The 25,064-nt window shown below is 42.5% G+C and carries 16 protein-coding genes; 11 read left to right on the top strand and 5 right to left on the bottom strand.

The features are described 5' to 3' along the window. Window positions 1-26: 26 nt before the first annotated feature. Complete coding sequence (locus ACXACJ_RS15875; RefSeq protein WP_475135400.1) at window positions 27-1,055, bottom strand: SDR family oxidoreductase; 1,029 nt, start codon at window positions 1,053-1,055, stop codon at window positions 27-29. 271 nt (window positions 1,056-1,326) lie between these two features. Between ACXACJ_RS15875 and ACXACJ_RS15870 the strand changes: the two genes are divergently transcribed. Continuing rightward, window positions 1,327-3,666 (top strand): T9SS type A sorting domain-containing protein, encoded by a 2,340-nt coding sequence (locus ACXACJ_RS15870; RefSeq protein ID WP_475135399.1) that lies wholly within the window; start codon window positions 1,327-1,329, stop codon window positions 3,664-3,666. Between the two features lie 41 nt (window positions 3,667-3,707). Here the strand turns inward: ACXACJ_RS15870 and ACXACJ_RS15865 are convergent, their stop codons facing one another. The 3 genes from ACXACJ_RS15865 to ACXACJ_RS15855 form a co-directional block, all read right to left on the bottom strand. After that, entirely contained in the window at window positions 3,708-4,730 is a 1,023-nt protein-coding gene (locus ACXACJ_RS15865) for an aldo/keto reductase (RefSeq protein WP_475135398.1), read from the bottom strand. Between the two features lie 3 nt (window positions 4,731-4,733). Then, complete coding sequence (locus ACXACJ_RS15860) at window positions 4,734-5,900, bottom strand: MFS transporter (protein WP_475135397.1); 1,167 nt, start codon at window positions 5,898-5,900, stop codon at window positions 4,734-4,736. 141 nt (window positions 5,901-6,041) lie between these two features. Then, complete coding sequence (locus ACXACJ_RS15855) at window positions 6,042-7,052, bottom strand: LacI family DNA-binding transcriptional regulator (protein WP_475135396.1); 1,011 nt, start codon at window positions 7,050-7,052, stop codon at window positions 6,042-6,044. A 355-nt stretch (window positions 7,053-7,407) separates the two neighbouring features. Between ACXACJ_RS15855 and ACXACJ_RS15850 the strand changes: the two genes are divergently transcribed. The 10 genes from ACXACJ_RS15850 to ACXACJ_RS15805 all read left to right on the top strand — a co-directional run bounded on the left by ACXACJ_RS15850 (window position 7,408) and on the right by ACXACJ_RS15805 (window position 23,835). Beyond that, the gene (locus tag ACXACJ_RS15850; RefSeq protein WP_475135395.1) at window positions 7,408-10,365 is read left to right on the top strand and encodes a SusC/RagA family TonB-linked outer membrane protein; all 2,958 of its coding nucleotides are present in this window, start codon (window positions 7,408-7,410) and stop codon (window positions 10,363-10,365) included. A 12-nt stretch (window positions 10,366-10,377) separates the two neighbouring features. After that, window positions 10,378-11,901 (top strand): RagB/SusD family nutrient uptake outer membrane protein, encoded by a 1,524-nt coding sequence (locus ACXACJ_RS15845; RefSeq protein WP_475135394.1) that lies wholly within the window; start codon window positions 10,378-10,380, stop codon window positions 11,899-11,901. An 80-nt stretch (window positions 11,902-11,981) separates the two neighbouring features. Next, entirely contained in the window at window positions 11,982-13,367 is a 1,386-nt protein-coding gene (locus ACXACJ_RS15840; protein WP_475135393.1) for a right-handed parallel beta-helix repeat-containing protein, read from the top strand. Between the two features lie 8 nt (window positions 13,368-13,375). Further along, a complete protein-coding gene (locus ACXACJ_RS15835; protein ID WP_475135392.1) occupies window positions 13,376-15,028 on the top strand; it encodes a sulfatase family protein in 1,653 nt (550 codons plus the stop codon). A 32-nt stretch (window positions 15,029-15,060) separates the two neighbouring features. Further along, window positions 15,061-16,020: a ribokinase gene (gene rbsK / locus ACXACJ_RS15830; protein WP_475135391.1), complete on the top strand. Its 960-nt coding sequence runs from the start codon at window positions 15,061-15,063 to the stop codon at window positions 16,018-16,020. Between the two features lie 28 nt (window positions 16,021-16,048). Continuing rightward, window positions 16,049-18,694, top strand: a complete 2,646-nt coding sequence (locus tag ACXACJ_RS15825; protein ID WP_475135390.1) for a T9SS type A sorting domain-containing protein — start codon at window positions 16,049-16,051, stop codon at window positions 18,692-18,694. A gap of 18 nt (window positions 18,695-18,712) precedes the next feature. After that, the gene (locus ACXACJ_RS15820; RefSeq protein ID WP_475135389.1) at window positions 18,713-20,275 is read left to right on the top strand and encodes an ADP-ribosylglycohydrolase family protein; all 1,563 of its coding nucleotides are present in this window, start codon (window positions 18,713-18,715) and stop codon (window positions 20,273-20,275) included. A gap of 29 nt (window positions 20,276-20,304) precedes the next feature. Continuing rightward, the gene (locus ACXACJ_RS15815; protein WP_475135388.1) at window positions 20,305-21,897 is read left to right on the top strand and encodes a sulfatase; all 1,593 of its coding nucleotides are present in this window, start codon (window positions 20,305-20,307) and stop codon (window positions 21,895-21,897) included. Between the two features lie 31 nt (window positions 21,898-21,928). Further along, window positions 21,929-22,930: a GRP family sugar transporter gene (locus ACXACJ_RS15810; protein WP_475135387.1), complete on the top strand. Its 1,002-nt coding sequence runs from the start codon at window positions 21,929-21,931 to the stop codon at window positions 22,928-22,930. A gap of 80 nt (window positions 22,931-23,010) precedes the next feature. Next, window positions 23,011-23,835 carry an alpha/beta hydrolase gene (locus tag ACXACJ_RS15805; protein WP_475135386.1) on the top strand — a complete coding sequence of 275 codons (825 nt, stop codon included), beginning with the start codon at window positions 23,011-23,013 and terminating at the stop codon, window positions 23,833-23,835. Here ACXACJ_RS15805 and ACXACJ_RS15800 read toward each other — a convergent pair whose 3' ends face one another. Continuing rightward, a complete protein-coding gene (locus tag ACXACJ_RS15800; protein WP_475135385.1) occupies window positions 23,836-24,969 on the bottom strand; it encodes an FIST signal transduction protein in 1,134 nt (377 codons plus the stop codon). Between the last annotated feature and the right edge of the window lie 95 nt (window positions 24,970-25,064).

The raw sequence follows: 25,064 nt of genomic DNA, 5'->3' as shown, positions 1-25,064 counted from the left end.
TACATAACCTAAAGATATTCTTTACATTAAAGATGGCCGTATTTTTTCAAACTTTCAGCCGCAGCCACAATGGCTTCTTCATTAGTTCTCGGTTGCCAATTGAGCAGTGTGCGAGCCTTTTCATTGGTCGCATTTCTGTTGATGCCAACAAGTGGTTTAATCGCCTTTGCTTGATTATTGAATAGCGCAGCGATATTCAAAAGCCAGGTTGGCAGCGGTTTGTCAGACGCTTTTTTTGCAAGTGCTGGATAAGTTTTCTTCAGGTAATGAACTATTTCAATCAAGGTCATATTGCCGCCTGCTAACGCCAAAAATCGTTGACCTTTAGCATGTGGGCTTGTCATGGCTTTGATATGCAAACTTGCAACATCTCGTACGTCTACAATTCCCAAACTAATGTCAGGAATGCGTTTCATAGAGCCATTAAGCAGTTTTTGCAATAATCCATGGCCACTGGAGAGTGTAGCATCTAGAGCTGGCCCGAAAATCCCCATAGGATTCACGGTTGCGAATTCGAGTTCGGTTCCACTCTTATGAATGAAATCCCATGCTGCTTTTTCGGCCAAAACTTTAGACTTGTTGTAGATAGAAAGCCCTGGTTCATTTGGGTCAGTCCAGCTTTCTTCCGTGATGGGCTTGCTCGGGTCTTTGTGGCTGTAACCAACAGCGCCAAAATTCGATGTCATAATTACTCGCTTCACCCGAGCTTCCGAAGCTGCTTTCAATACTCTCAACGTACCTTCAACAGCCGGTTTTATCATTTCGTCTTCATCCTTCGGCAAGCGCAGAAAAATAGGTGAAGCAACATGCAAAACATAGTCGCACCCGGCCATGGCTTTAGGCCAGTTTTTATCTTCCAACAAATCGGTTTCAATAAAGCTGAGATTTTCAATATTGGGAGCTTGTGCATTGCGCATCATTTCTAAAACCTGCTCTTTTTTGCTCATTGAGCGAATTGTGGTTCTCACCAAGTAGCCTTGTTCCAAAAGTTGAAGAATGCAATGTGATCCCACAAATCCAGATCCTCCCGTTACCAATACCGTTTGCTTTTCCATTTATTACCAGTTTTCTGAATGCAAATTTCGGTATGAATGAGCCTTGGTCACTTTGTTGAAAAGTCCAAAGTTGCTTTGTTGAAAGGGATTGAGACTATAATGGTCTTCTTAAGTGAGAGATTCTTCTATATAAATATAATGGTTTGAAATATAGTAATTGTGAGTTCTTTACTTACTTTAAAACATCTTATGGTTTTTTAGTTTTTTGTATTTAATAGAATTCATTTCTCTGTTAAAATCATTGAAAGTTTAATAAATCTCAATACATAGCATGGGGCTTAAAATAAAATTAACAATTGGTCTATTGGCTTTTTTCTGTTCAAGTGCGTTTGGACAATGGAGGTCTTTAAATGAACCAGCGGGCGGGTACATTAGGGAAATTACATCTGATGGGGATGCAATTTTTGCTACAACTGGAGGTGGTGTCTTGGTGAGTTTGGATGAAGGTGAACATTGGGAGTTTAGGAATAGCGGCCTATCGAGTCATGATACAAAATCTATAGTTTCATTTGAAGATTATGTTCTGGTAACAACTGACGAGGGCGTATTTCGATCAAAAAACCAAGGTAAGTCCTGGGAGGTTGCAGGCGGGGCTTTGGAAGGGGTTTATGTAAAGTCTATTGTTGTTCATAATAATGTGCTTTTTGCTGGCACCTATCTAAAAGGCATTTTTAGATCTAAGAACTTCGGTGAATCCTGGGACGAGTTGAACATAGGTTACTCTGCGGAATACGTATATTATTTGAATAGTGATGGGTCTCAAGTGTACGCTGGTACTTACTTGGATGGGCTTTTGAAATCAACAGACATGGGTGAGACCTGGGGCAGGGCCAACAATGGTTTAACTGAAAATAGCGTTATGTCTGTTTTTAGTTTTGATGACAAAACTATTTTGGGAACCCTCTCAAAAGGGATGTTTATTTCTTCGGATAAAGGTGAGAATTGGGAGCCTGTTTCTAGCAATTTACCTAATGTGAAGGGATTTTCTTTTTTGAATGGGGTCCTCTATGCGGCAACTTCTGGTAATGGTGCTTTTAAGTCGTTTGATCATGGGGGGAACTGGGAGCATATTCAACTGGATTTTGATGATAAGAATTTGTGGGCCATATATGCTTTTGATAATGTGCTTATTTTAGGTACAAAAGCTGGTCATATTTATAGAAAAGAGGAAGGTGACGATTGGGAGCTTGTTTTTGATGGAGAGATAAGGTCGAACGTAGGGTTGCTTGCTAAGAGTAACGGACGTTTGATGGTTGGTACTCGAGGTTCAGGCTTCTATTCAAGAACTGCCAATGCGGAGAACTGGGAAAGACACTCTGATATATGGACTGTTGAGAATAGAGGTGTAATCTCAGTCGGTAATACAGTTTTAGTAGGCACGGATATGTTGGGGGTTTTTAGGTCCACCAACGGAGGAAAGAGTTATCAAGCATCTAATAGTGGGCTGAAAAGCAAATGGATTCAGGCTTTTACATATTCCGATGGAAAGTTTTTTGCGGGCAGTGGAGATAAAGGGGTTTTTATCTCTGAAGACTCCGGAGCAACGTGGAAAGCTGTTAACAAAGGTTTGAAGGACGGCAATATTATGACTCTTGCCAATGATGGTGAAAACGTCTATTTGGGGAGTCTTGGCGATGGTGTTTATAGGTTGTCTGATGTTGATGGACGTTGGATTAAAGCCAGCGATGGCTTACCCAATGACGTCATAACACAACTAGAGTTTTTGAATGGGGTTTTGTTCGCTGGTACTAAAAGGAATGGATTGTTTGTCAGTAGTGATCGGGGACATAACTGGAGCCCTCAGGGTAGAATGCCAAGTATGGACTCTCATATCAGTTCTTTATTCGTGAAGGGATCAACTCTATTTGTGGGTACTGCGCAAGGACGAGTTTTTTATACTAAGGATAAGGGTGATTCTTGGTACAGGATGGATGTGAATTCGGAGGGTAGCTCAGCAGTGTTTTCACTTTGTGAATTTGAAGAAGATATGTATGCGGGACTTGACGGAGACGGCCTTTGGAAGGCTTCTTTTGAAGAGTTAGACCTTTCTCTTGATATTTCGCTGTCGTCTCATACAGTGAAGCGAAATAAGTCATTAGAGTTTATTGTGGGCATACTGGGAGTTGATGGTGGACCGGAAGAGGAAAAATATGTTTACTCAATAGCAGGAAAAGATGCGGCTTATTTGAAAAATAATGAAGGGCAACTTCTTTTGGCAAAGAGCTTGGAGGGGATTGACTCGGATATTTTAGAGGTGATAATATCTGCTGAAAATTCTCGTGGGCTTGTGTATTCTGAGCCCATGGCAATTGAGATTGAAGATATTGTTACAGGAATTGATGTTTTAGCGGAAGCCCCTCAATTGAAGGTTTTTCCAGTTCCGGCAAAAGATTTTCTTAGGGTAAAGTTGTCGACTGAATTTAAGGGAGAGGTGAAAATCACACTTCAATCATTAAATGGGAGGCAGAAAGTTTTAAAGGATGTTAATGCTTTTGCTAATCGATCCATTGAGGTGATTGAGCTCGATGTTCGATCCATGCCTTCTGGGCTTTATTTACTGAAGGTTCAAAGTCAAAACACGGAAGGATCTATTAAAATTCTGATAGAGTAGATTGAGCCTTGCCAAAAAAGAATTGGCAAGGCTCAATGGTGTTATAACCTATAAGAAGATTGTCTTTCTACCATCCAGCCTGGATACTGGTTGGGTAACGGACTCACTTCATTGATTTTCTGAAGGTCTTCAGCGGTCAATTCGATTTTAGTAGATTCGATGTTCGATTTCAGCTGTTCCAGCGTTTTGGCTCCGATAATTGTGCTGGTAATACCTTTTTGGTGGCGTACCCAAGCCAAAGCAATTTGAGCTGTGGTAACGTTGTGTTTTTCTGCCAAATCAGCCATGACATCTACCAAATCGTAAGCCTTTTCCTTGTCTATAGGAGGGAAATCAAACTTGCTTCTGCGGGAATCTGATTCCTTGCTTCCTTCTCTGGTAAATTTCCCTGAAAGAAAGCCGCCAGCCAATGGGCTCCAAGGAAAAATGGCCAATTGATGGTCTTCGGCCATAGGAACCAGTTCGTGTTCAATGTCTCGGGTTACCGCTGAATAGTAATATTGCAAACCGATGAACTTCTGCCAGCCATTAAAATGAGCGATTGCTTGAGCCTTGGCTACCATCCAGGCAGGCCAGTTGCAAATGGCGATATATCGCACTTTTCCACTTTCAACAATGTCGTTCAATGATTTTACGATTTGTTCCAAAGAAGTTTTTGGATCGACACCGTGTACGTAAAGTACATCGATGTATTCCATCTGTAGCCTTTTCAAGCTGGCTTCAACAGAATTGAAAATATGGTAGCGAGAAAGCCCTGTGCTATTGGGCTTGTCATTCATTCGACCTAAAACCTTGGTAGCGACTACGATTTCATCGCGTTTCACACCCAAGTCGATCAATCCTTGTCCTAGAAGTTGCTCCGATTGACCAAAAGAATAGACATTGGCCGTGTCGATAAAGTTGATGCCCGATTCTACTACCGCGCTCAACATTTCATTCACTTCTTTTTGCTGAAGCTGGCCAATGTTCGTCCACATGCCTGCGTCTTGCCCACCGAAAGTCATGGTACCAAAGCAGAGTTCCGAAACCATCAGCCCGGTGTTTCCTATGTAATTGTATTTCATTTTTTATGAGTTTATGTGAGTTTTTCTTTTTGAAAATGAGGCAATCAACAAAGCGCCTAAACACCAAATGGCCAATTGAGCACAAACGCCTGCCCAACCGTACCATTGCCAAGCTTTTACACCTACAAAGGTTCCAATGGCTCCGCCTATAAACATCAGTGTCATATAGATGGTGTTGATTCGGCTGTGCGCGGTTTCGTCAAGCGTGTAATTGGTCGCTAAATTGATTACTTGAGTGGCTTGAACGCCCACGTCCAACAAAATAATGGCGACCACAAACGCGGCTATTTCTGTGGGTAGAAAAGCAATAGCAGCAATGCTGATCAGTACCAAAGAAATCGTCCAAACCTGAATTTTGGAAGGACTATGTTTGTCGGACATTTTTCCGAAAATAGGAGCCATCAAGGCACCTCCAATGCCTAAAATCCCGAACAGCCCAATCGTGTTGCTATCGTATTGAAAAGGTTCTCCCGAAAGGTGAAAGGTAAGGGTGGTCCAGAAGGAGCAAAATGCGCCAAAAACCAAAACGCCAATACCTGCTGATCTTCTTAGGGTAGCGAAACGTTTCAACTGGCCAATGGAAGACATAATTAAAGAACCGTATGAGCCTTGATAAGTTCCTTTTGCTGAAGGTAAAAACATCCCAATTAGAACACTGGTAATGGCCAGCATGACCGCAGAAACCAGATATGCGTCTTGCCAAGCCCATTGTTCGGCAATAAAACCGCTGATAGTTCTAGCGCCAAGAATACCTACCAAAACCCCGGTGAAAACAATGCCCACAATTTTCCCTTTTGCATTGCCGGCCATTGAAGCGGCAAATGGCATGATGATTTGAGTGGCCACTGCAAAAAAGCCAATCATAAAATTGAGCAGATAGAGAAAATAGATGTTTTGCACCATCGTAATGGCCATTAGTGTGGCGATGAGCAGGATTTGAAAGATGATAATCAGTTTCTTTCTATCCATTTTATCGCCCAGTGGAGTAAGCAGTAAAAGCCCTAAACCGTAACCCGCCTGAGAAAATATGGGAAGACTACCGGCTTCTCCTTCTTTCAAGCCAAGATCGTTAGCGATAACGGAAAGGATGGGTTGGCTGTAGTAAATATTGGCTACGCTAATTCCAGCTGCTGAAGCCAGAATGTACACCTGAGACTTAGAAATTGTCATTAATGAATGGGAGATAGATGTGATGATTCGAAAACACTTTATGGGGCAATAAAGGTTCTGCGATTTCTCCTTTTAATAGAAAACGTTTGCTACAGATTGTTCTATGAGAATATAGTGTCCCTTTCTGGGGGGTTGAGAACTTTAAGAAATTCGCTTTACCGATTTTCTTTCTTTAATCTGAGGTTGAAGAAGTACTTGTCGCGATTCAAGTGGTGAATTGTTGATGATGGAAAATAAAAACCTGGTAGATAGCCTTGCAATGTCGCTTTCGGGCTGAACTACACAGGTGAGTGGGGTAGAAAGGAAATCAAGATATGGGTGGTCGTCAAAGCAAATGAGCGATACATCTTCCGGGATTTCTAATTGTTCTTCTTTCAAAGTTTTGAGGCAGCCCAAAGCAATGGTGTTGCTGAAAGCAAATATGGCAGTTGGCGGATTTGGGCTCTGAAATGCCAGTTTGGCTTCGAGATAGCCGTTTTGAACACTGAAATCGTTACCTGTGATTCTGATTTGGTTGATGCCAGCGTCCTTTAGTGCCGCTTGAAATCCAAGAGCACGCTGTTGGTTGGGGACTGAGTTTTTTACGCCTTGAATTCCCAAAATATTCCTGTGGCCATTTTCTATTAATAGTTTCGTGGCCTCATATGCGCCTTGATAATTGTCGGTAGAAACATAGGGTAAATCCGGTTGATCGAAGTATCTGTCCATGCAAACCACGGGAAGCCCCTGTTTTTGCAAAGCAATGATGTGATCGTATTCTTTTCCGCTAGGTACAAGTATTAGGCCTTCAATATCACGTGAAAGAAGTGTGGTTAGAATTTCCTTTTCAAGGGTTAGATCTTCTCCGCTTTCGCTCAGAATAGTGGTATAGCCTTGTTCTCTCAAATCTTTATTGATTTCACTGGCAAGGCTGGCAAAAAAGGGGTTGCTAAGCGTTGGAACCACCAAAGCTATGGTTTGGCTTCTGCCAGATTTTAGCATGGCAGCCGCATGATTGGGGCTGTAGTTAAGCCTTTTGGCGGCATCGAGTATAAGCTTTTGTGACTTTTCGCCTATGCGAAACTCTTTGGCTTTTCCATTAATAACTCTCGAAACGGTAGATACAGAAAGGTTGGTTTCCTTCGCAATATCCTTAATGCCGGGTTTTCTCATTAAAAATTAGTTAGGGGCTTAACTGACACAAAGTAAATGTTATCTCCAATTATGCACAAATAAGAGCGCAAAATGTTGTGCTATGGTTTGCATTGCAGAACGTTTATTTACCAATCTGATAATATATTAATCAATTATTTCGGGATTAGAGCCATCTGCGAGCAAATATCTACACTGGTACTTACCGTTAAAAGAAACTTTTGCGCTATTTTGAACAAACGTTTGCGCAATTCATTTTATTCCTATACATTGGCTTCACAATCCGGGATTTCTTGCTGTTGAGTGCTTTGATTTTTTATAAAATAAGTTCTTAAAAGCTTTTAATGAGGTTTTTTACCTAGTAATCTTAAAGAATATGATACGAGACTTTTACAGATGGAGAGCAATGTTATCTGTTGTTTTTCTTCTTTTTGCACAAATCGTTTGTGCGCAAGAGCTGACCGTAAAAGGTACGGTCACCGATGAGCAAGGAGGAACGCTGCCGAGTGTTTCTATTCTTGAAAAGGGGACTTCAAACGGAACGGTTACAGGCGTAGATGGAAAGTATAGCTTGAATGTTTCTTCTCCCAACGCTGTTTTGGAATTCACTTTTGTAGGTATGGTTTCGCAGTCTGTTAATGTGAATAACCGCACTACAGTGAATGTAACCATGAAAATGGCTACTTCGGAACTAGACGAAGTGGTTGTAGTAGGTTATAATACCACTACCAAAAAGGAAATTACGGGAGCTGTGGCTTCTGTGGGCGAAGAAAGCTTTAACAAAGGAGATATGCTTAGTCCTATGTCCTTGGTTCAGGGCAAGGTGCCTGGGCTGAATATTGTGAGAGGAAATGGTGGAGACCCCAATGGAGGTTTTCAGGTTAGATTGAGAGGTTTGAACTCTCTTTCTGGAGGCAAAAGCCCACTTATTGTAGTTGATGGAGCGATTTGGACCAACTCATTGGACTTGATCAACCCAAACGAAATCGAGTCGATGGACGTGTTGAAAGACGGTTCAGCCGCTGCGATTTATGGTACAAGAGCTACAAATGGTGTGATTTTGATCACTACGAAAAAGGCCAAAAAGGGAGAGAAGTTGAATTTCGAATTCTCAACTTTCGTGTCTACTCAAAAGGCTTCTGAGCAGAACCGCTACCTTTCTCCTGAAGAATACAGAGATGCAATCAATACTTATTATCCAAACTTAGCTTCATCGCTCGATGCTGGCCAAAGTACGAATGCATTCGATCAGGTTACAAGAAACCCAATCAGTCAAAACTATAGTATTGCTGCTTCGGGCGGATCGAAAAACGTAAGTGTACGAGCCGATCTTTATATTAAAGACAATCAAGGACTGATTGATAACACAGGTTCAAGAATTATTACGCCAAGTATTTCTGTAAACCAAACGGCTTTAAACGACAAGCTGAGCCTGAACTACAAATTGGTTTATTCAGATATCAAAAGAAATAGAGGAGGAAGCAATTCTGTAATCAGTCAGTCGCTTTCGCGAAACCCAACCCAGCCTATTTACGATCCGAATGATGTTGCTCACGGAGGTTATTACACCGTAATTTCTGCCGATGGATTTTTGAACCCGGTGGCCATGCTCAATGAGCGCACCAATGAAAGTAAAGCAGGGTTTGTTACTGGCGATATCAATGGTTCGTACGAAATTCTTCCAGGCTTAAAATTCAGAACCAGATTTAGCTACAACAGCAGAAGAACCGATGAAGGGCAATACCTTACACGCTTCTATCCAAATGTTGGTACGGATGGTGATGCAACCGTTTCCACAGCTTCAAACTACAATGTGCTTTTCGAGCCTGATGTGAATTACGACTTCAGCATCAACGAACATAACTTCAATATTCTTGCGGGTTATTCTTACTTCGAAAATGTAAACGAAGGCTTCTCTATCAACAATTACAACTTTGATGTAGACGATTTCTCTTACCACAATATTGGTGCTGGAATGGCCATTTTGGATGGTTTGGCCACTGTAGATTCTTACAAAAACTCGAATAAACTTATCGGTTTTTATGGTAGAGCTTCTTACAATTTCAACGATAAGTATTTGTTGTCAGGCTCTGTTCGATACGAAGGTTCTTCCCGTTTCGGAGATAATAACAAATGGGGTGTGTTCCCTGCGGTTAGTGCAGGTTGGAGAATCAATGAAGAGGAATTTACCAAAGATTTATCGTGGCTCTCGAACTTGAAATTGAGAGTGGGTTATGGTGTTACGGGTAACCAAGATATCCCGAATTATCTATCGCTTTCAAGATTGGCCGTGAGCGACCGCCAATTCTATTATAACGGAAGGTTTGTGAATGCTTATCAGCCTGCTAGTAACCCAAATCCTGATTTGAAATGGGAAAGAAAAGCGGAGCTAAACTTTGGACTTGATTTCGGGATTTTCGAAAACAAAATCTCCGGTAATGTAGAAGTATACCAAAGAAATATTTCCGATCTATTATGGTGGTATGCGGTGCCTGTTCCTCCAAATGTTTTCAATAATGTTTATGCCAACGTAGGTAAAATGAGAAACAACGGAGTGGAATTCCAAGTGAATATTCAAGCCGTAAATACAGGGGATTTCTCGTGGGTTACTTCTGTGAACTACGCTCACAATCGCAATAAAATGATTGCTTTTTCAGATCCTTCAAGAGGATATGAATTAGAATACTTGAAAATAACGCCTGCGGCAGGAACCTGGACACAGTTGGTGACTGAAGGCCAATCTGTAGGAAACTGGGTTGCCCCGATTTATGATGGTGTTGACGATAATGGAGACCCTGTTTATAAAGATGTAAACGGAGATGGTACTGTGGATGTGGATTCTGAAGCTGACCGCGCTGTGGTGGGTAATCAATACCCGGTAACTACCATGGGTTGGAGCAATACCTTGAAGTACAAAAACTTCGATTTGAATTTCTTCTTCAGAGGTTCATTTGGCCAAAGCGCATTGAATTACGAAAGGTTATTCAAAGAAAACTGGCAGCCATTTATTGCTGGTGGTAACATTCTTCGATCTCAATTGGATCATCCAGAATTCACCGGAATTCAACGTTATGATTCACGCTATATCGAAGATGCTTCTTTCATTAAGCTAGATAACCTGACTTTGGGTTACAACCTGCCAATCGGCAACTCGCAAATAATCAGGTTCTACGTAACAGGTCAAAACCTGCTCACCATTACCGATTATTCAGGGGCCGATCCGGAATACGCTATTCCTGACTTTAACACGAGTACGTCTACTTCGGGAACCAATAACCTGAATTACTACCCATATACCCGAACTTATTTGTTAGGCGTAAACCTCAAATTTTAAATCTACTGAGACATGAAAAAGATCATTTACCTATTGTTAACTGGCTTTCTGTTGATCAATCAATCTTGTACAGATTTACATGAGGAAGTCTACGATACGCTCATTGAAGATAATTTCTACAAGAACGAACGAGAGATTATTCAGGCCATGGGAAATGCCTACACAACCATGCAATATCGTGGTTCTAACCTGTGGGGACTTTGGGGCGCGCAAGTGCTCAGTACCGATGAGGCCGTTGCACCATACCGAAGCAAAGGCGCTTTCTTGAAAAACAACGGTGTTTTCTTGAAAACTAATCAGCATGCCTTTTTGCCAACTTTGCCAACGGTATTCGGTTCTTGGGATTTCTGTTTCGAAACCATAGCCGCTAGTAATCAGATCATTTATCAAATTGAAAATGCTCCCGTAGATGAGGCACTTAAGGCAAAATTCATTGCAGAACTGAAAGTTTTAAGAGCTTACAACTACTACATCGCTATCGATTTGTTCGGCAATATTCCTGTAACTCTGGAATTCACCGATACGGATTTGCCAGAGCAACTGAGCCGTGAACAAGCTTTCAAAATTATTGAGCAAGAGCTTATTGAAAACACGCCTTTGTTAGATGAGCACCCGACTACTGAAAATTACGGCAGATGTACGCAAGCGGTGGGCTACACCATTTTGGCCAAAATGTATTTGAATGCTGAAAAATGGTTAGGTCAACCAATGTACGACAAAGCTGCCACCATGTGCGACAAGGTGATTTCTAATGGTGGATATAAATTAGAGTCTGACTACTTCGCTAATTTCTCTATCGAAAATCAGAATTCTGGAGAAACCATTTTTGCTATGCCTTACGACAGGCTGCAAGGTTGGGGATGGATGGTGCACTCTATGACGCTTCACCCAGCGTTTGGTCCTGTGTATAACTATTCAGCTCCTATTTGGAATGGCGTAAGCACAACTAAGTCGTTCTACAACCTTTATACGCAGGAAGATGATAGAATCAAAAGCTGGTTGGTTGGTCCTCAATACGATGTGAATGGAAATCCATTGAAAAACTCTTCGGGGGACATCCTGACTTTTACGCCAGAAATTGATGGCTTGCAAACTGCAGGCGAAGCTCAAGGTGCTAGAATGGCGAAATGGGAATTTACCAGAGACCTTCAAAAACAACAGTCTATGAATAACGACTGGATCTTTCTTAGATATGCCGATGTGCTTTTGATGAAAGCCGAGGCGTCGATGAGACAAAATGCTGGAACGGCCACTGGCGATGCCGTTGATTTAGTGAATCAGGTAAGAGAAAGAGCTTTTGGTAATGCAGATCACGATTATACCACAAGCACACTTACGCTTGACGAATTGCTTGACGAAAGAGGAAGAGAATTGGCTTGGGAAGGTCACAGACGTCAAGATTTGATTCGCTTTGGGAAATGGCAAAACGCCTGGTTCGGCAAGCCTGCTAACCTAGGATCATACACTGAATTGATGCCGATTCCGAGTACTGCTTTAGCTGCCAACCCGAATTTGCAGCAAAACGATGGATACTAAGAACTCTCATAATTAATACAATCAATTGGATGTGGCGGGGCGCAATGGCTCCGCCAAAACCTCAACTTTCAGTTAAAAACATGCTTTGGCAGCGCGCCACATATTGCCTTTTAGTGCTTCTGATTTTCGGTTGTTCCGATCGTCCTTCGGAAGATGTACTCACTCATATTTACTATGTTGATAGTGAATTGGGAAGCGATCAGAATGATGGACTTTCTCAGGATAGGCCTTGGAAATCACTGCAACGAGTGGAAGAAGCCACCTTGGTTCCTGGCGATTCAGTAAGGTTCAAAAGAGGTTCGGAATACAACGGAACTTTGACCATTTCGGCTTCAGGTAGTGCATTGCAGGCGATTGTGTTTGATGATTATGGAGATGACAGTCAACCTGCGCCAAGTTTCACAAATCCATTATTTAACGAAGCAGAAAAGGAATTCGGCAATTGCATTCGCCTAAAAGGTGATTACTTGGTTGTACAAGATTTGTATTTCCATGGGACACCTGCCGATTTGCCGTCCGAAACGGGCGGTTTCCTCACCATGTGGGAATTGGGAGCAATCTATATCGATAGGTCGGCCAGCCATTGTGTGGTGAAACATAATGAAATAGAAGATTGCGGAGTTGGGGTGAAAAGTTATGGGCCGTTTGCCTTGATAGAAGATAACTATATTCATGACTGTAATCGTGTGTTGAAGGAATGGAGCTGGGGTCCGATTGGCGTTTGGCTCAGTGGAGACCATCAAGAGGTTAGCCACAATACGATTGTTAATTATAGTGCCATAAATCCAAATATCACCTGGGGGCCTAACAGCTATGGTGGTGGAGCAGATGGAAGTGCCATTGAAATTGACGATGCACGAGTACCAAAGTCGGATATTTCGATTCACCACAATTATACGCGCGATAACCAAGGCTTTTTGGAAGTTACTTGGACGGACGTTCAACAAAATCCGGAGTACATCAACTTCAAAATTCATCACAATATCAGTGATGATTTTCAGCAGTTTGTGGCGCTTTGGCGTGGTGCTGGTTTCGAAATCGATAATAACACCATTGTTCGCAGAAAGATAAACGAGAATGATTGGGGGGTATTCAACATTACGCAGTACAACGGCCAAAACTACATTAGAAACAACATTGTAGTGACGGAAAAAAATATCCCGATTTTCAATTTGGGGCGTTTGGGCAATGCCGAACCTCACAACATTATAGAAAACAATCTCTTTTTCGCTGCAGCAGATACACTGAACATTGGGCTTGAAGGACCAGGAGCGTTGCCTGTATTTGGTAATCCGCAGTTCAAAAATTATACACAAGCCAACTCACCGGACGATTATGCAATTCAATCTACAAGTATGGCCATAGAAAAGGGTCAGCCTTTAGGCTATAAAGTAGATTTTAATAATAAACCCATCAGTGCCACTAAAGCGGTGGATTTGGGTGCTTTTGAACATGAAAAGCAATAAGGTAGAAGATGAAAAGAACAGAAAATAGCTTCTTTAAAACAAGGTTTGGAAAGGTAGGCCTTTCGCTTTCACTTGTTTTCATGGCCATAATTATCGCCAGTGCCGCACAGAAAAAAGCACAGTCGAAACCCAATATTGTATTGATTGTGGCCGATGATTTAGGCTATGGCGATATCAGTGCTTATGGTGCTGAAAAGATTCAGACACCAGAAATTGATCAAATTTCTAAAGAAGGAATGAGGTTTACCGATGCCTACGTTTCTTCCTCCATTTGTTCTCCTTCGCGCTATAGCATTCTTACAGGGCGCTATTCTTGGAGAACCCGACTCAAGTTTGGTGTTCTGAAATATTATGAAAAACCACTGATCGATGAAGGAACAACCACGATAGCATCAATGCTGAAAGACCAAGGCTATTATACCGCGGCTGTGGGGAAATGGCATTTGGGAATGGATTGGCCATTGAATGATTCTGCGCCTGAAGATGCAGAGAAGTCGGTTTTCAATTCATGGGATATCAACTTGCATAGGTATATCGATTTCGATAAGCCGATTAAAAATGGGCCAAACGATAGAGGTTTCGACTATTTCTATGGAATGGCGGGTTCCAACAACATGCAGCCTTACGCCTTTATTGAAAATGATCATGTGGTAATGGCTCCTTCAGTTCCTGAAAAAGAATACGACCACTATGGTCCTGCAGAAAGAGCGCCCAACTGGCATATCAATAAAATCAATGAAGATTTAACCTATAAAGCGGTAAGTGTAATCAACGAGCATTTTGCCGAAAAAAGAGATCAACCGCTTTTCCTATATTTTCCTACAAGCGCGATCCACCGGCCGGCCCTTCCAACTTTTACCAAGGGTAAAAGTGAGGCCGGCTTGCGTGGAGATATTGTGGTGGAGCTTGACTGGACGGTGGGTGAAATTGTAAAGGCGCTTAAGGCAAATGGCGTTTACGATAACACCATGCTCATATTCACTTCCGATAACGGGCCTCGTCCGGGTGATCCTGCGCTTTGGGTAGATAATTATCAAGGTGAAGATTATGCTGGAGAAGGGCTTCACGAAACATATTTTGACGATTACAAACCTGAGCTGATCAATGAAAAAGGCAATAAAATCTGGAGTAAAGGTTGGTACACCTATGGTCATAAAGCTGCAGGAGACAATCTAGGCTTCAAAACCGATTCATGGGAAGGCGGCTTCAAGGTGCCATTTATTGTACGTTGGCCAGAACATATAAAGCCGGGTAAGGTAAATTCAAATACCATCACTACAGTGGATTTATTGGCAACTATTGCCGATGCTACAAACTCCAAATTGGCAGCCGGCCAAGGTGAAGACAGCTACAGTTTCCTTTCCAATTTGAAAAACAACAACGCCCCTCAGGTTCGGGAATCTATGGTTTTAGTGGGCGGAGCCAGTGGTGCAATGGTAGCTTTTAAAGACAACTGGAAGCTGATTGAAGCTTCGCCAAAAGGCATGTGGCCCGAAACCTATTTTCCTGAAGGCCCAAGTGCTTTCGAGAATCAGCTATACCACATCAGTACCGATGCTATGGAGCAAAACAACCTCTACCAACAAGAACCTAAAAAAGTAAAGGAACTGAAAAAATTGATTGAAGGAGTGAAATCCGGCCAAGTCAAAGAGAGTAAGTAAGTCATTGATTTTTAGAGAAAAGAAACCAGATAATGAGTAAGATATTAGTAATAGGTAGTTCGAATTCAGATTTAATCGCTCAGGTAAATAAACTTCCTTTGGCTGGAGAAACCATCATTGGAAATTCGTTCAGTCAAGTTCCCGGAGGAAAAGGAGCCAACCAAGCTTTGGCTGCTCATCGCCTAGGGGGCGATGTGAAGTTTATTACCTGCCTGGGTCAGGATGCGAACAGCAAAAACACCCTAGAATACTTTCAAGATCAAGGGCTAGATGTTTCTTCTTCGTCCATTGTAGATGACGTGCCCATGGGCACTGCTATGATTATGGTGAACGATGAAGGGGAAAATACCATAGTGGTAATTCCCGGTGCGAATGCAGAATTGTCGGTGGAGTACATAGAGCGGATGGAAGGAGAAATTGCCTCTGCCGACATTGTTCTGCTTCAAATGGAAATTCCATACGATTCTGTGAAAAGAGTTTGCCAACTCGCTCAGCAACACAAGGTGAAAGTAATGTTGAACGTGGCGCCTGCCATGGCCATTGACGATGAGCTTTGCCAGTATGTAGACATTCTGGTAGTGAACGAAACGGAGATTGAAACCATCACCAAACGCAAGATTTCTGCCGAAGGCGAAAATGCATTGATCACCGATCTTCTGAATACAGGTGTGAAGCATGTGATTCTTACCCTGGGTAAAAAGGGAAGCATTATTCAGAGCAAATCAGGGTACGAATTCATTTCAGCCTATGAAGTGAAAACGGTTGATACCACTGCTGCTGGCGATACTTTTTGTGGAGCCTTAGCCGCTCGATTGAGTCATGGCGATTCACTACCGCTAGCCGCTCAATACGCTTCTGCTGCGGCCGCTCTTTGCGTAACCCGAATGGGCGCTCAGCCTTCAATTCCTACGGTGGAAGAAGTGAAAATGCTCATGTCTGAAAACGAAAAAATCAAATCTGAAACCCGCCTAAATTATAAGAACGCGATGTAATTAAACTCACTTAACCGATAACTCAACTATGGAAAAATCATCAAACTATTCGAGATTTTGTATGCTCGCCTTGGCCATGTGGCTGTCAATAACAACGGCTTCGGGGCAAACATACAATTTCATCACATCAGGGAATATGGAAAGCAGTGGATGGAGTGGTGTGCCTGGCAATACAAACCTTAGTACCTCATTTTCATCTGGCCAAGGACTAGACGGAACCACCGGCTATGTGACTTCGACCAGCAATATGGGCGGAGATAGCTATTACATTCTCCGTTGTGACGACCTCTTTCACATGACCCAAAGTGATAAAATCACGGTTAGTTTTTGGGCAAAAGGTTCGGTAGATAATATGCGTCTGCAACCTTGGGCTCAAGAATCTGATGGTTTTCAATGGATGAATTTCGGGGATGCTTACCTCACTACAAGCTGGAAACAGTACACTTTTACGGTAAGCGTTAGCTCACAAACTTCTAATAATTATAAGCTTAAATTCAGAGGCTATAACACAGGAACCATGTATATCGATGACGTTCAGATTGGCCCTGTTGATTATGAAGATGTCAATCAATCAGGGATTTATGAAGTTACCGTGGCCCAAAACGGAAAGTCTTGGCCGGTGAATGTATTCCGAAATTCTGCACCAGCATATCAGTTGGGATATCAGAATATGGAATCGAAAGATAAAGGCCCTTTGGATCTTTTTGCCGGTAGAACTATCAACTGGGCCAAGTTCAGTTTTGACGACCCAATAACCGTGCATGTAAAAGTCACCAACACGACCAAAGTTCCGGTGAGTGGAGAAACGGTTCGGATTCTGCCTTCAAGGCATGGCATTACGTCCACTACAAGTGGCAATGTGGTTTCGTTTACCATTACCGAGCCTGGCCAATATTCTGTGGAAATTGGTGCCAATGGCTATAAAAACGGATTGGTGATTTTTGCAGATCCGGAAGAGACTGACATCCCAAGCCAATCCGATCCTGATTACTTGGTTTTGTATGATGCCGATGCCTCAGATGTGGCTTCTATTCCGACCAGCTATAATGGAGTTTATTTCCGAAGAGGAGTTCATGATATTGGAGAATTCGATATTCCCAGCCATATCAAAAATGTGTATTTCGAAGATGGTGCTTGGGTGTATGGAGCACTGAAGATGGATGCTAATCCTAATGTGAAGATTTACGGAAGGGGAGTGCTTTCATCATACAAATTCAACTATAGAGAGACCCATTGTGTGGAGGCAATTAATGGTAGTAACAACATTACTATTGAAGGGCTAGTGGTGGCCGATCCTAAATATTTTGCCGTTCGTTTAATCGGAACGGACAATGATGTGAGCTACACCAAAGTAATTGGTGGCTGGGTATACAATTGCGATGGAATTGCTGCCTTCAAAGGTTCTACGGTTAGCAAAAGCTTTATTTGGGCCAATGATGACGCCATTAAAGTCTACCGCGATTCCATCACTTTCGAAGATATGGTGGTTTGGCAACTCAACAATGGTGGCATTATCCAAATGGGTTGGGGTGGCGCTGTTGGCGGTTCTACCAGTAAAGATGTTGAAATCAAAAGGGTGGATGTTCTTCGTGCAGAATGGGACAAACCAAGATTTAATACCGCACTTTTAAGCTTAGTAGGCAACCATTATCACGATGCTGGCCGCTATGCTTTGGTTGAAAATTGGCTGATTGAAGATGTGGTAACTGAAAACCCAGTGCCGATTGTTTTCAACATGGCTCCCGATCCATTTACAGATTCAGATGTTCACGGTCTCTACTTAAAAGATTGGGATGTGGATATGACCATGGGCACCGACTTCACCAACCAATTTATAGGCACCGATCCTAATGACTTCTTCAACGGGTTTGTTTTCGATAATGTGGTTTTCAACGATCAATTACTTACCAACATCAATTATATCACCACGGGCGATATGGAAAGCGGTGGCTGGTCTGGCGTTCCAAAAACTACGGATCAGGTAGTAACCATCGGCAGCGGCTTGGGAACAGGCGGTAGCAAAGGGCTTCGTTCAGTAGTTACTGATATGGGCGGAGGTAGTAATTATATTATCAAAGCCGATGAAAAATTTCACTTGGATAATGGACAGAATGTAACCGTTAGCTTTTGGGCTAGAGCCACAGCAGATGGTAAAAAGCTAGTGTCTTGGGTGCAAAATACGGACAATAATGACTGGATGAATGTGGGTGAAGTTTACCTAACTACGAATTGGGAATGGTACACCACTTCAGCTCCGTTAACGGGAAGTACATCGGACAATTACCAAGTCAAGTTCAGAGGCTACGAAACCGCTTGGATGTTCTTGGATAAAGTTCAGGTTGGCAAACGTGACTGGCGAACCATTATGAAACCGGAAATCGAATACTTGAACACACCTACCTTCCTACCTATTCCTACGGGCTCGGCAGCAAACGATTCCAACGCAACGCTTTTGGCTGAAAAGAAACCTGCCTATAGCTTTTATCCCAACCCAGCCAAGGATATGATTTATATCGAAGGAATTAATGCGAATACTCCGGTTCATATTTTCAATCAAAAAGGAGAGTTGGTTTTAGCGGGAGAAGGTCCAGAAATTAATGTTTCTGGCTTAAAACCGAGCCTCTATATCATTAGGCCAAGAGGAAAAGCCTCGGCCAAACTCATCATCAAATAGACATTTAATTATCGAGCTATGAGAAAACTAAACCTTCTGGCAATCATCCTGATTTTGATGGGCTGTGGTAGCCAGAAACAGGAAAAGGAAACCAGCACTGCAACGTCTGTTCCAGACAAAATAAAGATGAGCAAAGCGGTGCTTCAAGATAAAATCAAAGGAGCATGGGCTGCCCAAACCATTGGGGTTACCTTCGGTTTGCCAGCTGAGTTCAAATACAATTCAACCTACATTCAAGACTACCAGAAACTGGAATGGAACGATTCTTCCATGTCGAATATGTACCGCGATTTGCCTGGTACTTACGATGACATCTACATGGACCTAAGCTTTATGCAGGTGATTGAAGATGAAGGAGTTGATGCGCCAGCTCAGGCTTTTGCCAACTCATTCGCTCATGCAGATTATAAACTTTGGTTTGCTAACCAAACTGCCCGTTACAACATCCTGAATGGATTGACTCCACCTGAATCAGGTCACTGGTTGAACAACCCTTGTGCCGATGATATCGACTTTCAAATTGAAGCAGACTTTGCAGGTTTAATGTCTCCCGGAATGGTGAATTCTGCTGTGGATATTTGCGACAAAGTGGGGCACATTATGAACTATGGAGATGGCTATTATGGTGGTGTTTTCGTAGCCAGCTTGTACGCTCATGCTTTGATTAGTGATGGCTTGGAAGACATTCCATGGATTGTGGAAGAGTCACTAAAAGTGCTTCCTCCTGAAAGTAAATTCGCTCAATGCATGAGCGATGTTATTAGATGGCACGAAGAAAATCCTGACGACTGGAAAGCAACCTGGTTCAAAACCAGCAGAAAATGGTCAGGCGATATTGGTTCGCCAACAGGGGTTTTCAAACCTTTCAATATCGATGCGAAAATCAATGCGGCTTGGGTATTAGTTGGCCTTCTTTACGGAAATGGCGACTACACCAGAACCTTCGAAATCGCTACCAGATGTGGTGATGATGCTGACTGTAACCCAGCTACTGCAGGTGGAATTTTGGCCGCAATTCAAGGCTACAATAGCATTCCGGAATTCTGGACTCAAGGCATTGAAAAAATAGAAGACAAGCACTTTATGGGTACTAAAATCTCCTTGCTCGATGCTTACGATATGTCTTTCCGTCATGCCATGGATATGATCGAGCGCAATGGTGGAAGTACTGCTGGTGATGAAGTAGAAATCAAAGTACAGAAGTCTGTTCAAATTCCTCTGGAAGTTGCTTTCGAAGGCCATTATCCTGTTCGTCAGGTGGTGCCTAAAACTTCAAAATCTGAAATTTCATTCGAGTTCGAAGGCATTGGTTTCGCTTTAGCTGGCCCTCCAAACATCAAGGAATACGGGAAGAAGAACATGGTTTTCGAAACCGAAATGTACATCGATGGAAAGCTTGTTGAAAAAGCTAAAATCCCGACCATTACCAACGAAAGAAGATTCACTCCTTTCTGGAAATATCAATTGCCACGCGGTAAGCACAAAGTGGTGATCAAAACGCTGAATCCTGTGGATTACGCACAGATTGAAGTGCTGTATGCGGTCATCTACGATGACAAGCCATACGAGATTAAATTTTAATTGAATTGTTAACCTGAACGATCGAGGAAATGAAGAGAAGTCTGTTGAAGAAATGCTCGGTACTACTAGTGGCGCTGCTCGTTTTGCAGTGTGATAAGAAAGAAGAACAAGTTCAGCCACCCAATGTGGTGTTCTTTCTGGTAGATGACTTGGGCTGGAGCGATATTGGAGTGAATGGAAGTTCGTTCTACGAAACGCCAAACATCGATAGAATGGCTGCAGAAGGAGTTCGTTTTACCGATGCCTATGCCGCTGCGCACGTTTGTTCACCAACCCGCGCCAGTATTCTCACGGGCAAATATCCGGCTTCTGTGAACTTAACAGACTGGTTGCCTGGTCGTCAGGATTTTCCATTTCAGAAACTGCTGAATGTTCCAATTAATCAGCAATTGCCAGATGAAGAGTACACTTTGGCCGAAGCGCTGAAAGATCAAGGTTACAGCACGGCCATTATGGGGAAATGGCATTTGGGTGAAGATCCTTATGGACCAACTTCTCAGGGCTTCGATTTGCAGGTTCCTGATTGGAACAAAGGCTGGCCGCTGACTTATCATGCGCCTTTCAGACTGGAAGGTCTCGAAGGAAAAGAAGGTGAATATTTGACCGATAAATTGACCGACAGAGCTCTTCAATATATGGAAGAAAATAAGGACAAACCTTTCTTCCTGTACCTTTCTCACTTTGCCGTTCACGACCCGATTGAGGGAAGGGAAGACTTGGTAGAAAAGTACAAAGGGAAGCTGGCTAGCCAGAAGGAAAGCGATTCTCCAGCTTATATCTTAGAAGAAAATCCAGATGTTCAACCTGATTTCTCTTATGAGGAAAAGGTGGAATTGCTCGGTGATTCTGAATATTCAGGGTATGGTGTATTGCCGAATAACATGGTGAAAATCAAACAGCATCAGGACAATGTGCAGTTTGCAAGCATGGTAGAAAGCATGGACGAAAGCCTTGGTCGCGTAATGGCGAAACTCGAAGAACTCGGTATTGCTGAAAACACTTTGGTGGTTTTCTATTCCGACAACGGAGGAATGGCTGCTGGAAATTACTACGATCCTGAACGTCAGATTAATCCTAAAAACCTGGATAAAGCTTTTTCAACCTCGAATCTGCCATTAAGAGGCGCGAAAGGTTGGTTGTATGAAGGTGGAATTCGCGTTCCGCTTATCGTGAAATGGCCGGGCAAAATTAAGCATCAGGAAGCTGTTAATCTGCCGGTTACTTCTCCAGATTTGTACCCAACAATTTTGGATATGCTTGGTCTTCCGGCTCAGCAAAAACAAACGAAAGATGGGCACAGTTTCGCATCAGTTTTAAGAGGTGAAGGCAAGGGAGAAATGCATCCGCTGTTCTGGCATTTTCCACACTACAGTAATCACGGTATGCAAAGCCCTGGAGGTGCTGTTCGCTTTGGCGATTACAAGTTGCTGGAGTACTATGAAAACAATACCGTTCAGCTTTTCAACCTGAAAGAAGACATTGGCGAAATGCATGATCTTTCTAAAGAAATGCCTGAAAAAGTAGATGAGCTGAGAGATATGTTGCAGGCTTGGAGAGAAGATGTTTCGGCTAAAATGATGGAAGAAAACCCTGACTACACAGGGCCATTTAAAGTCAAATAGAAATCAATTTTTATTCAAAATATTATCAGAAATGTTTGTTGTAGAAAGTTATTCGCTGGCCGTTGTTTTTTGCGTCATCACCATGTTTTGCTGGGGATCGTGGGCCAATACTCAAAAGCTTGCCGGTAAAACCTGGCGCTACGAACTGTTTTACTGGGACTATGTCATAGGCATAGTGCTGCTTTCGCTCATTTCAGCTTTCACTTTGGGAAGCTTTGGCGATGTAGGAAGACCTTTCCTTGAAGATTTATCTCAAGCCGACATGTCTTACATTGGCAGTGCCTTCTTAGGAGGAATCATTTTCAATTTGGCCAACATCTTGGTTTCGGCAGCCATTGCCATTGCCGGTATGTCAGTAGCCTTCCCGATCGGGATTGGTTTGGCCTTGGTGGTTGGTGTAATCGTCAACTACATCGGAGCGCAAAAAGGTGATCCAATGTTCCTCTTTTTAGGCGTTCTAATGATCACCATAGCCATTTTGGTGAATGCGTTTTCATACAGAAAAATGTCTGGTGGAGGCCAAACCGTAACTAAGAAGGGAATTATGCTTTCTATTGTTGGTGGTTTGCTCATGTCGTTCTTCTACAAGTTTATCGCGGTGTCTATGGATTTGGACAACTTCGTGAATCCTCAAGTGGGCAAAATGACGCCTTATACCGCAGTGGTGATCTTCTCTCTTGGAATTCTGGCCAGTAATTTCGTTTTCAACACCATTCTGATGAAGAAACCGATCAGCGGAGAGCCAACCAATTACAAAGCATATTTCAGTGGGAAATTCAGCATTCACATGGTGGGTGTTTTAGGTGGATTGATTTGGGGAGTGGGTAACTCGCTCAACTTGATTGCAGCCGGAAAAGCTGGTGCTGCCATCTCTTACGGACTTGGCCAAGGAGCCACTTTGATTGCTGCACTTTGGGGTGTGTTTGTTTGGAAAGAATTCAAAGGAGCTTCGAGCAAAATCAATATGCTTTTAGCGTTGATGTTTATCCTTTTCGTGGCCGGAATTGGCACTATTATATACGCAGGTTCTTAACTGAAAAAGTATGTCATGCCGGAAAAATAGGCCTTATGTTTTAGCAAGGCCTATTTTATCCGGTATCTCAATAAAGGCGAATGCACAAAAGATTGAGGCTTCTAACATTCCTTATCCTGATCCTTTCAGGCTCGGTAAGTTTTGCGCAGAATGATCTGGTTCTATACAAACAGGCGGATACCACAAAGCTCTACCTGGAAGTTCTTAAACCTGCAGATTTCGATAGCACAGAAACATACCCAGCTGTAGTTTTCTTCTTTGGCGGAGGTTGGCAAACCGGAAATCGCTCTCAGTTTTTACATCAGGCCGAATATTTAGCAGAACAGGGGATGGTCTGTTTTCTGGCAGATTACCGAATAGAAACGAAGCATCATACTACGCCCTTCGAATCGCTGAAAGATGCCAAATCTGCCATGCGATTTGTAAGGAAGAACGCAGAACAGTTCTCAATTGATCCCAATCAAATTGTGGCGGCTGGCGCTTCTGCAGGTGGCCATTTGGCTGCAGCTACTGCCATGATTGATGGCTTTAACGATGCTTCAGATGATCTTTCTATCAGTTGCAAACCTAATGCAATGCTGCTCTTCAATCCGGTAATTGACAATGGTCCTGCTGGTTATGGTTTCGAAAGAATTGATGCAGCTTATAAAGAATTTTCGCCCCTACATAATATTAGTGCTGATTTGCCGCCAACTCTATTTCTTATCGGTACAAAAGATCATTTAATCCCACTGGAAACGGCTCAGTATTTTGCTGTGTCTATGAAACGAGCTGGAAATACCTGTGAACTGAAACTTTACGAAGGCGTTGGGCACGGCTTCTTCAATTACAAAAACACCGAAAACTTTCAGAAGACTATGCTGGAAACGGTGGAGTTTTTAAGATCCATTGAGATTTTGAAATGATTACTTTTCTACCAAAGTAGTAATGGTTAAAGCTTGGTGATGCAGTTCGGCTAAGGCTTTGCGAATCGGGCAAATTTCTCCGTAGCTGTAAAACCCGATAATAGAAGTGTCATTTCCCAAATGCGCTTTTGTGCTCGCTATTTCTTCGTCAATCTGTTGATCGAAAAGAAGCTTTCGGCCAATGCAGCTTACAATTAAAGCCAGCTGAGGCTCGGAGCTTAAATCTTGACGAGCTTCGATAGCCGCTTTTTCGACTCCGATAAGAATGTTGTCAAATTTAGCTTTCATAAACTGAGCTTGAGCTTTTTCATTCACTTCAGAACCCAAAATAATGCTGCCATTAAGTTCGTCAATGTTGTAAACCGTCCGTACCACATGGTTTTCGCTTTCAGGTTCGGTAACCGCCAATGGATAGAGAAGCGCTGTACCAGGAAGTCCATCGGCATCTTTTCCTAAATAGGCTTTATACTCCTTTAAAGCACTTTTTCCGTTGAGTTCAAAAATCTCCCTTCCTTCGGATCTGGTGATTTTTAAAGGGTTTCCATATTCATTCCAGCCTTCGTGTGAACCAAATCCCACTTCGATATTTTCTCCATAAAGCCCAATTGCCACAACGTTTCCTTCAGAAATATTGCGATCAAGACCGACTAAGGTTTGTGCGAAGTTGGCGCCATCTGCGGCCATTCCGCCTGTGATATTCGTTTCTGAAGGAAGTTTGCTGTACATCCCTTGAATCAGTTCAGCACCGTTTACCAGCCAACCATCGCTGAAGAGCAAAATGTGTTTAAGGTCTTCGGTTTTAAATTTCTGAGCCAAATGAGCTCCTGTAGAAAAGCTGTTTTCATGTTCACTCAAGTTGATGGAATGAATCTCAAATGGTGTTTTCTCCCATTCAATGGCCACTGCACTAAGCGAATCATCAAAAACATCAGCTTCATATATTTCACCAGAAGTGGAACATGAAATGATTGGGCAATTGGGATATTGACCCTGAAGTAGGCCAAACCAGTCAGGATTTTCTAAATTTGCCCTGCTTGTAAAAAGTAGAATCATCGAGGCCTTGGTTTTGTCTGCGATGTCTTCTTTAAGGTACTCAAATTGTTGCTGAAAAAGTTTGAATTGGTCTACCTTCATGGTTTGTGGTATATTGAATGATGAAATTAAATAATAAGTATTGATATACCATTGAAGGTTTATTTTTATAGCAACCTTAATTTTTTAGTGTAAGT

It is taken from the genome of Roseivirga sp. AWQ4_251 (assembly GCF_056158225.1).
The sequence above is the reverse complement of the archived record's forward strand: the minus strand, read 5'-3'. Positions and strand labels throughout refer to the sequence as shown.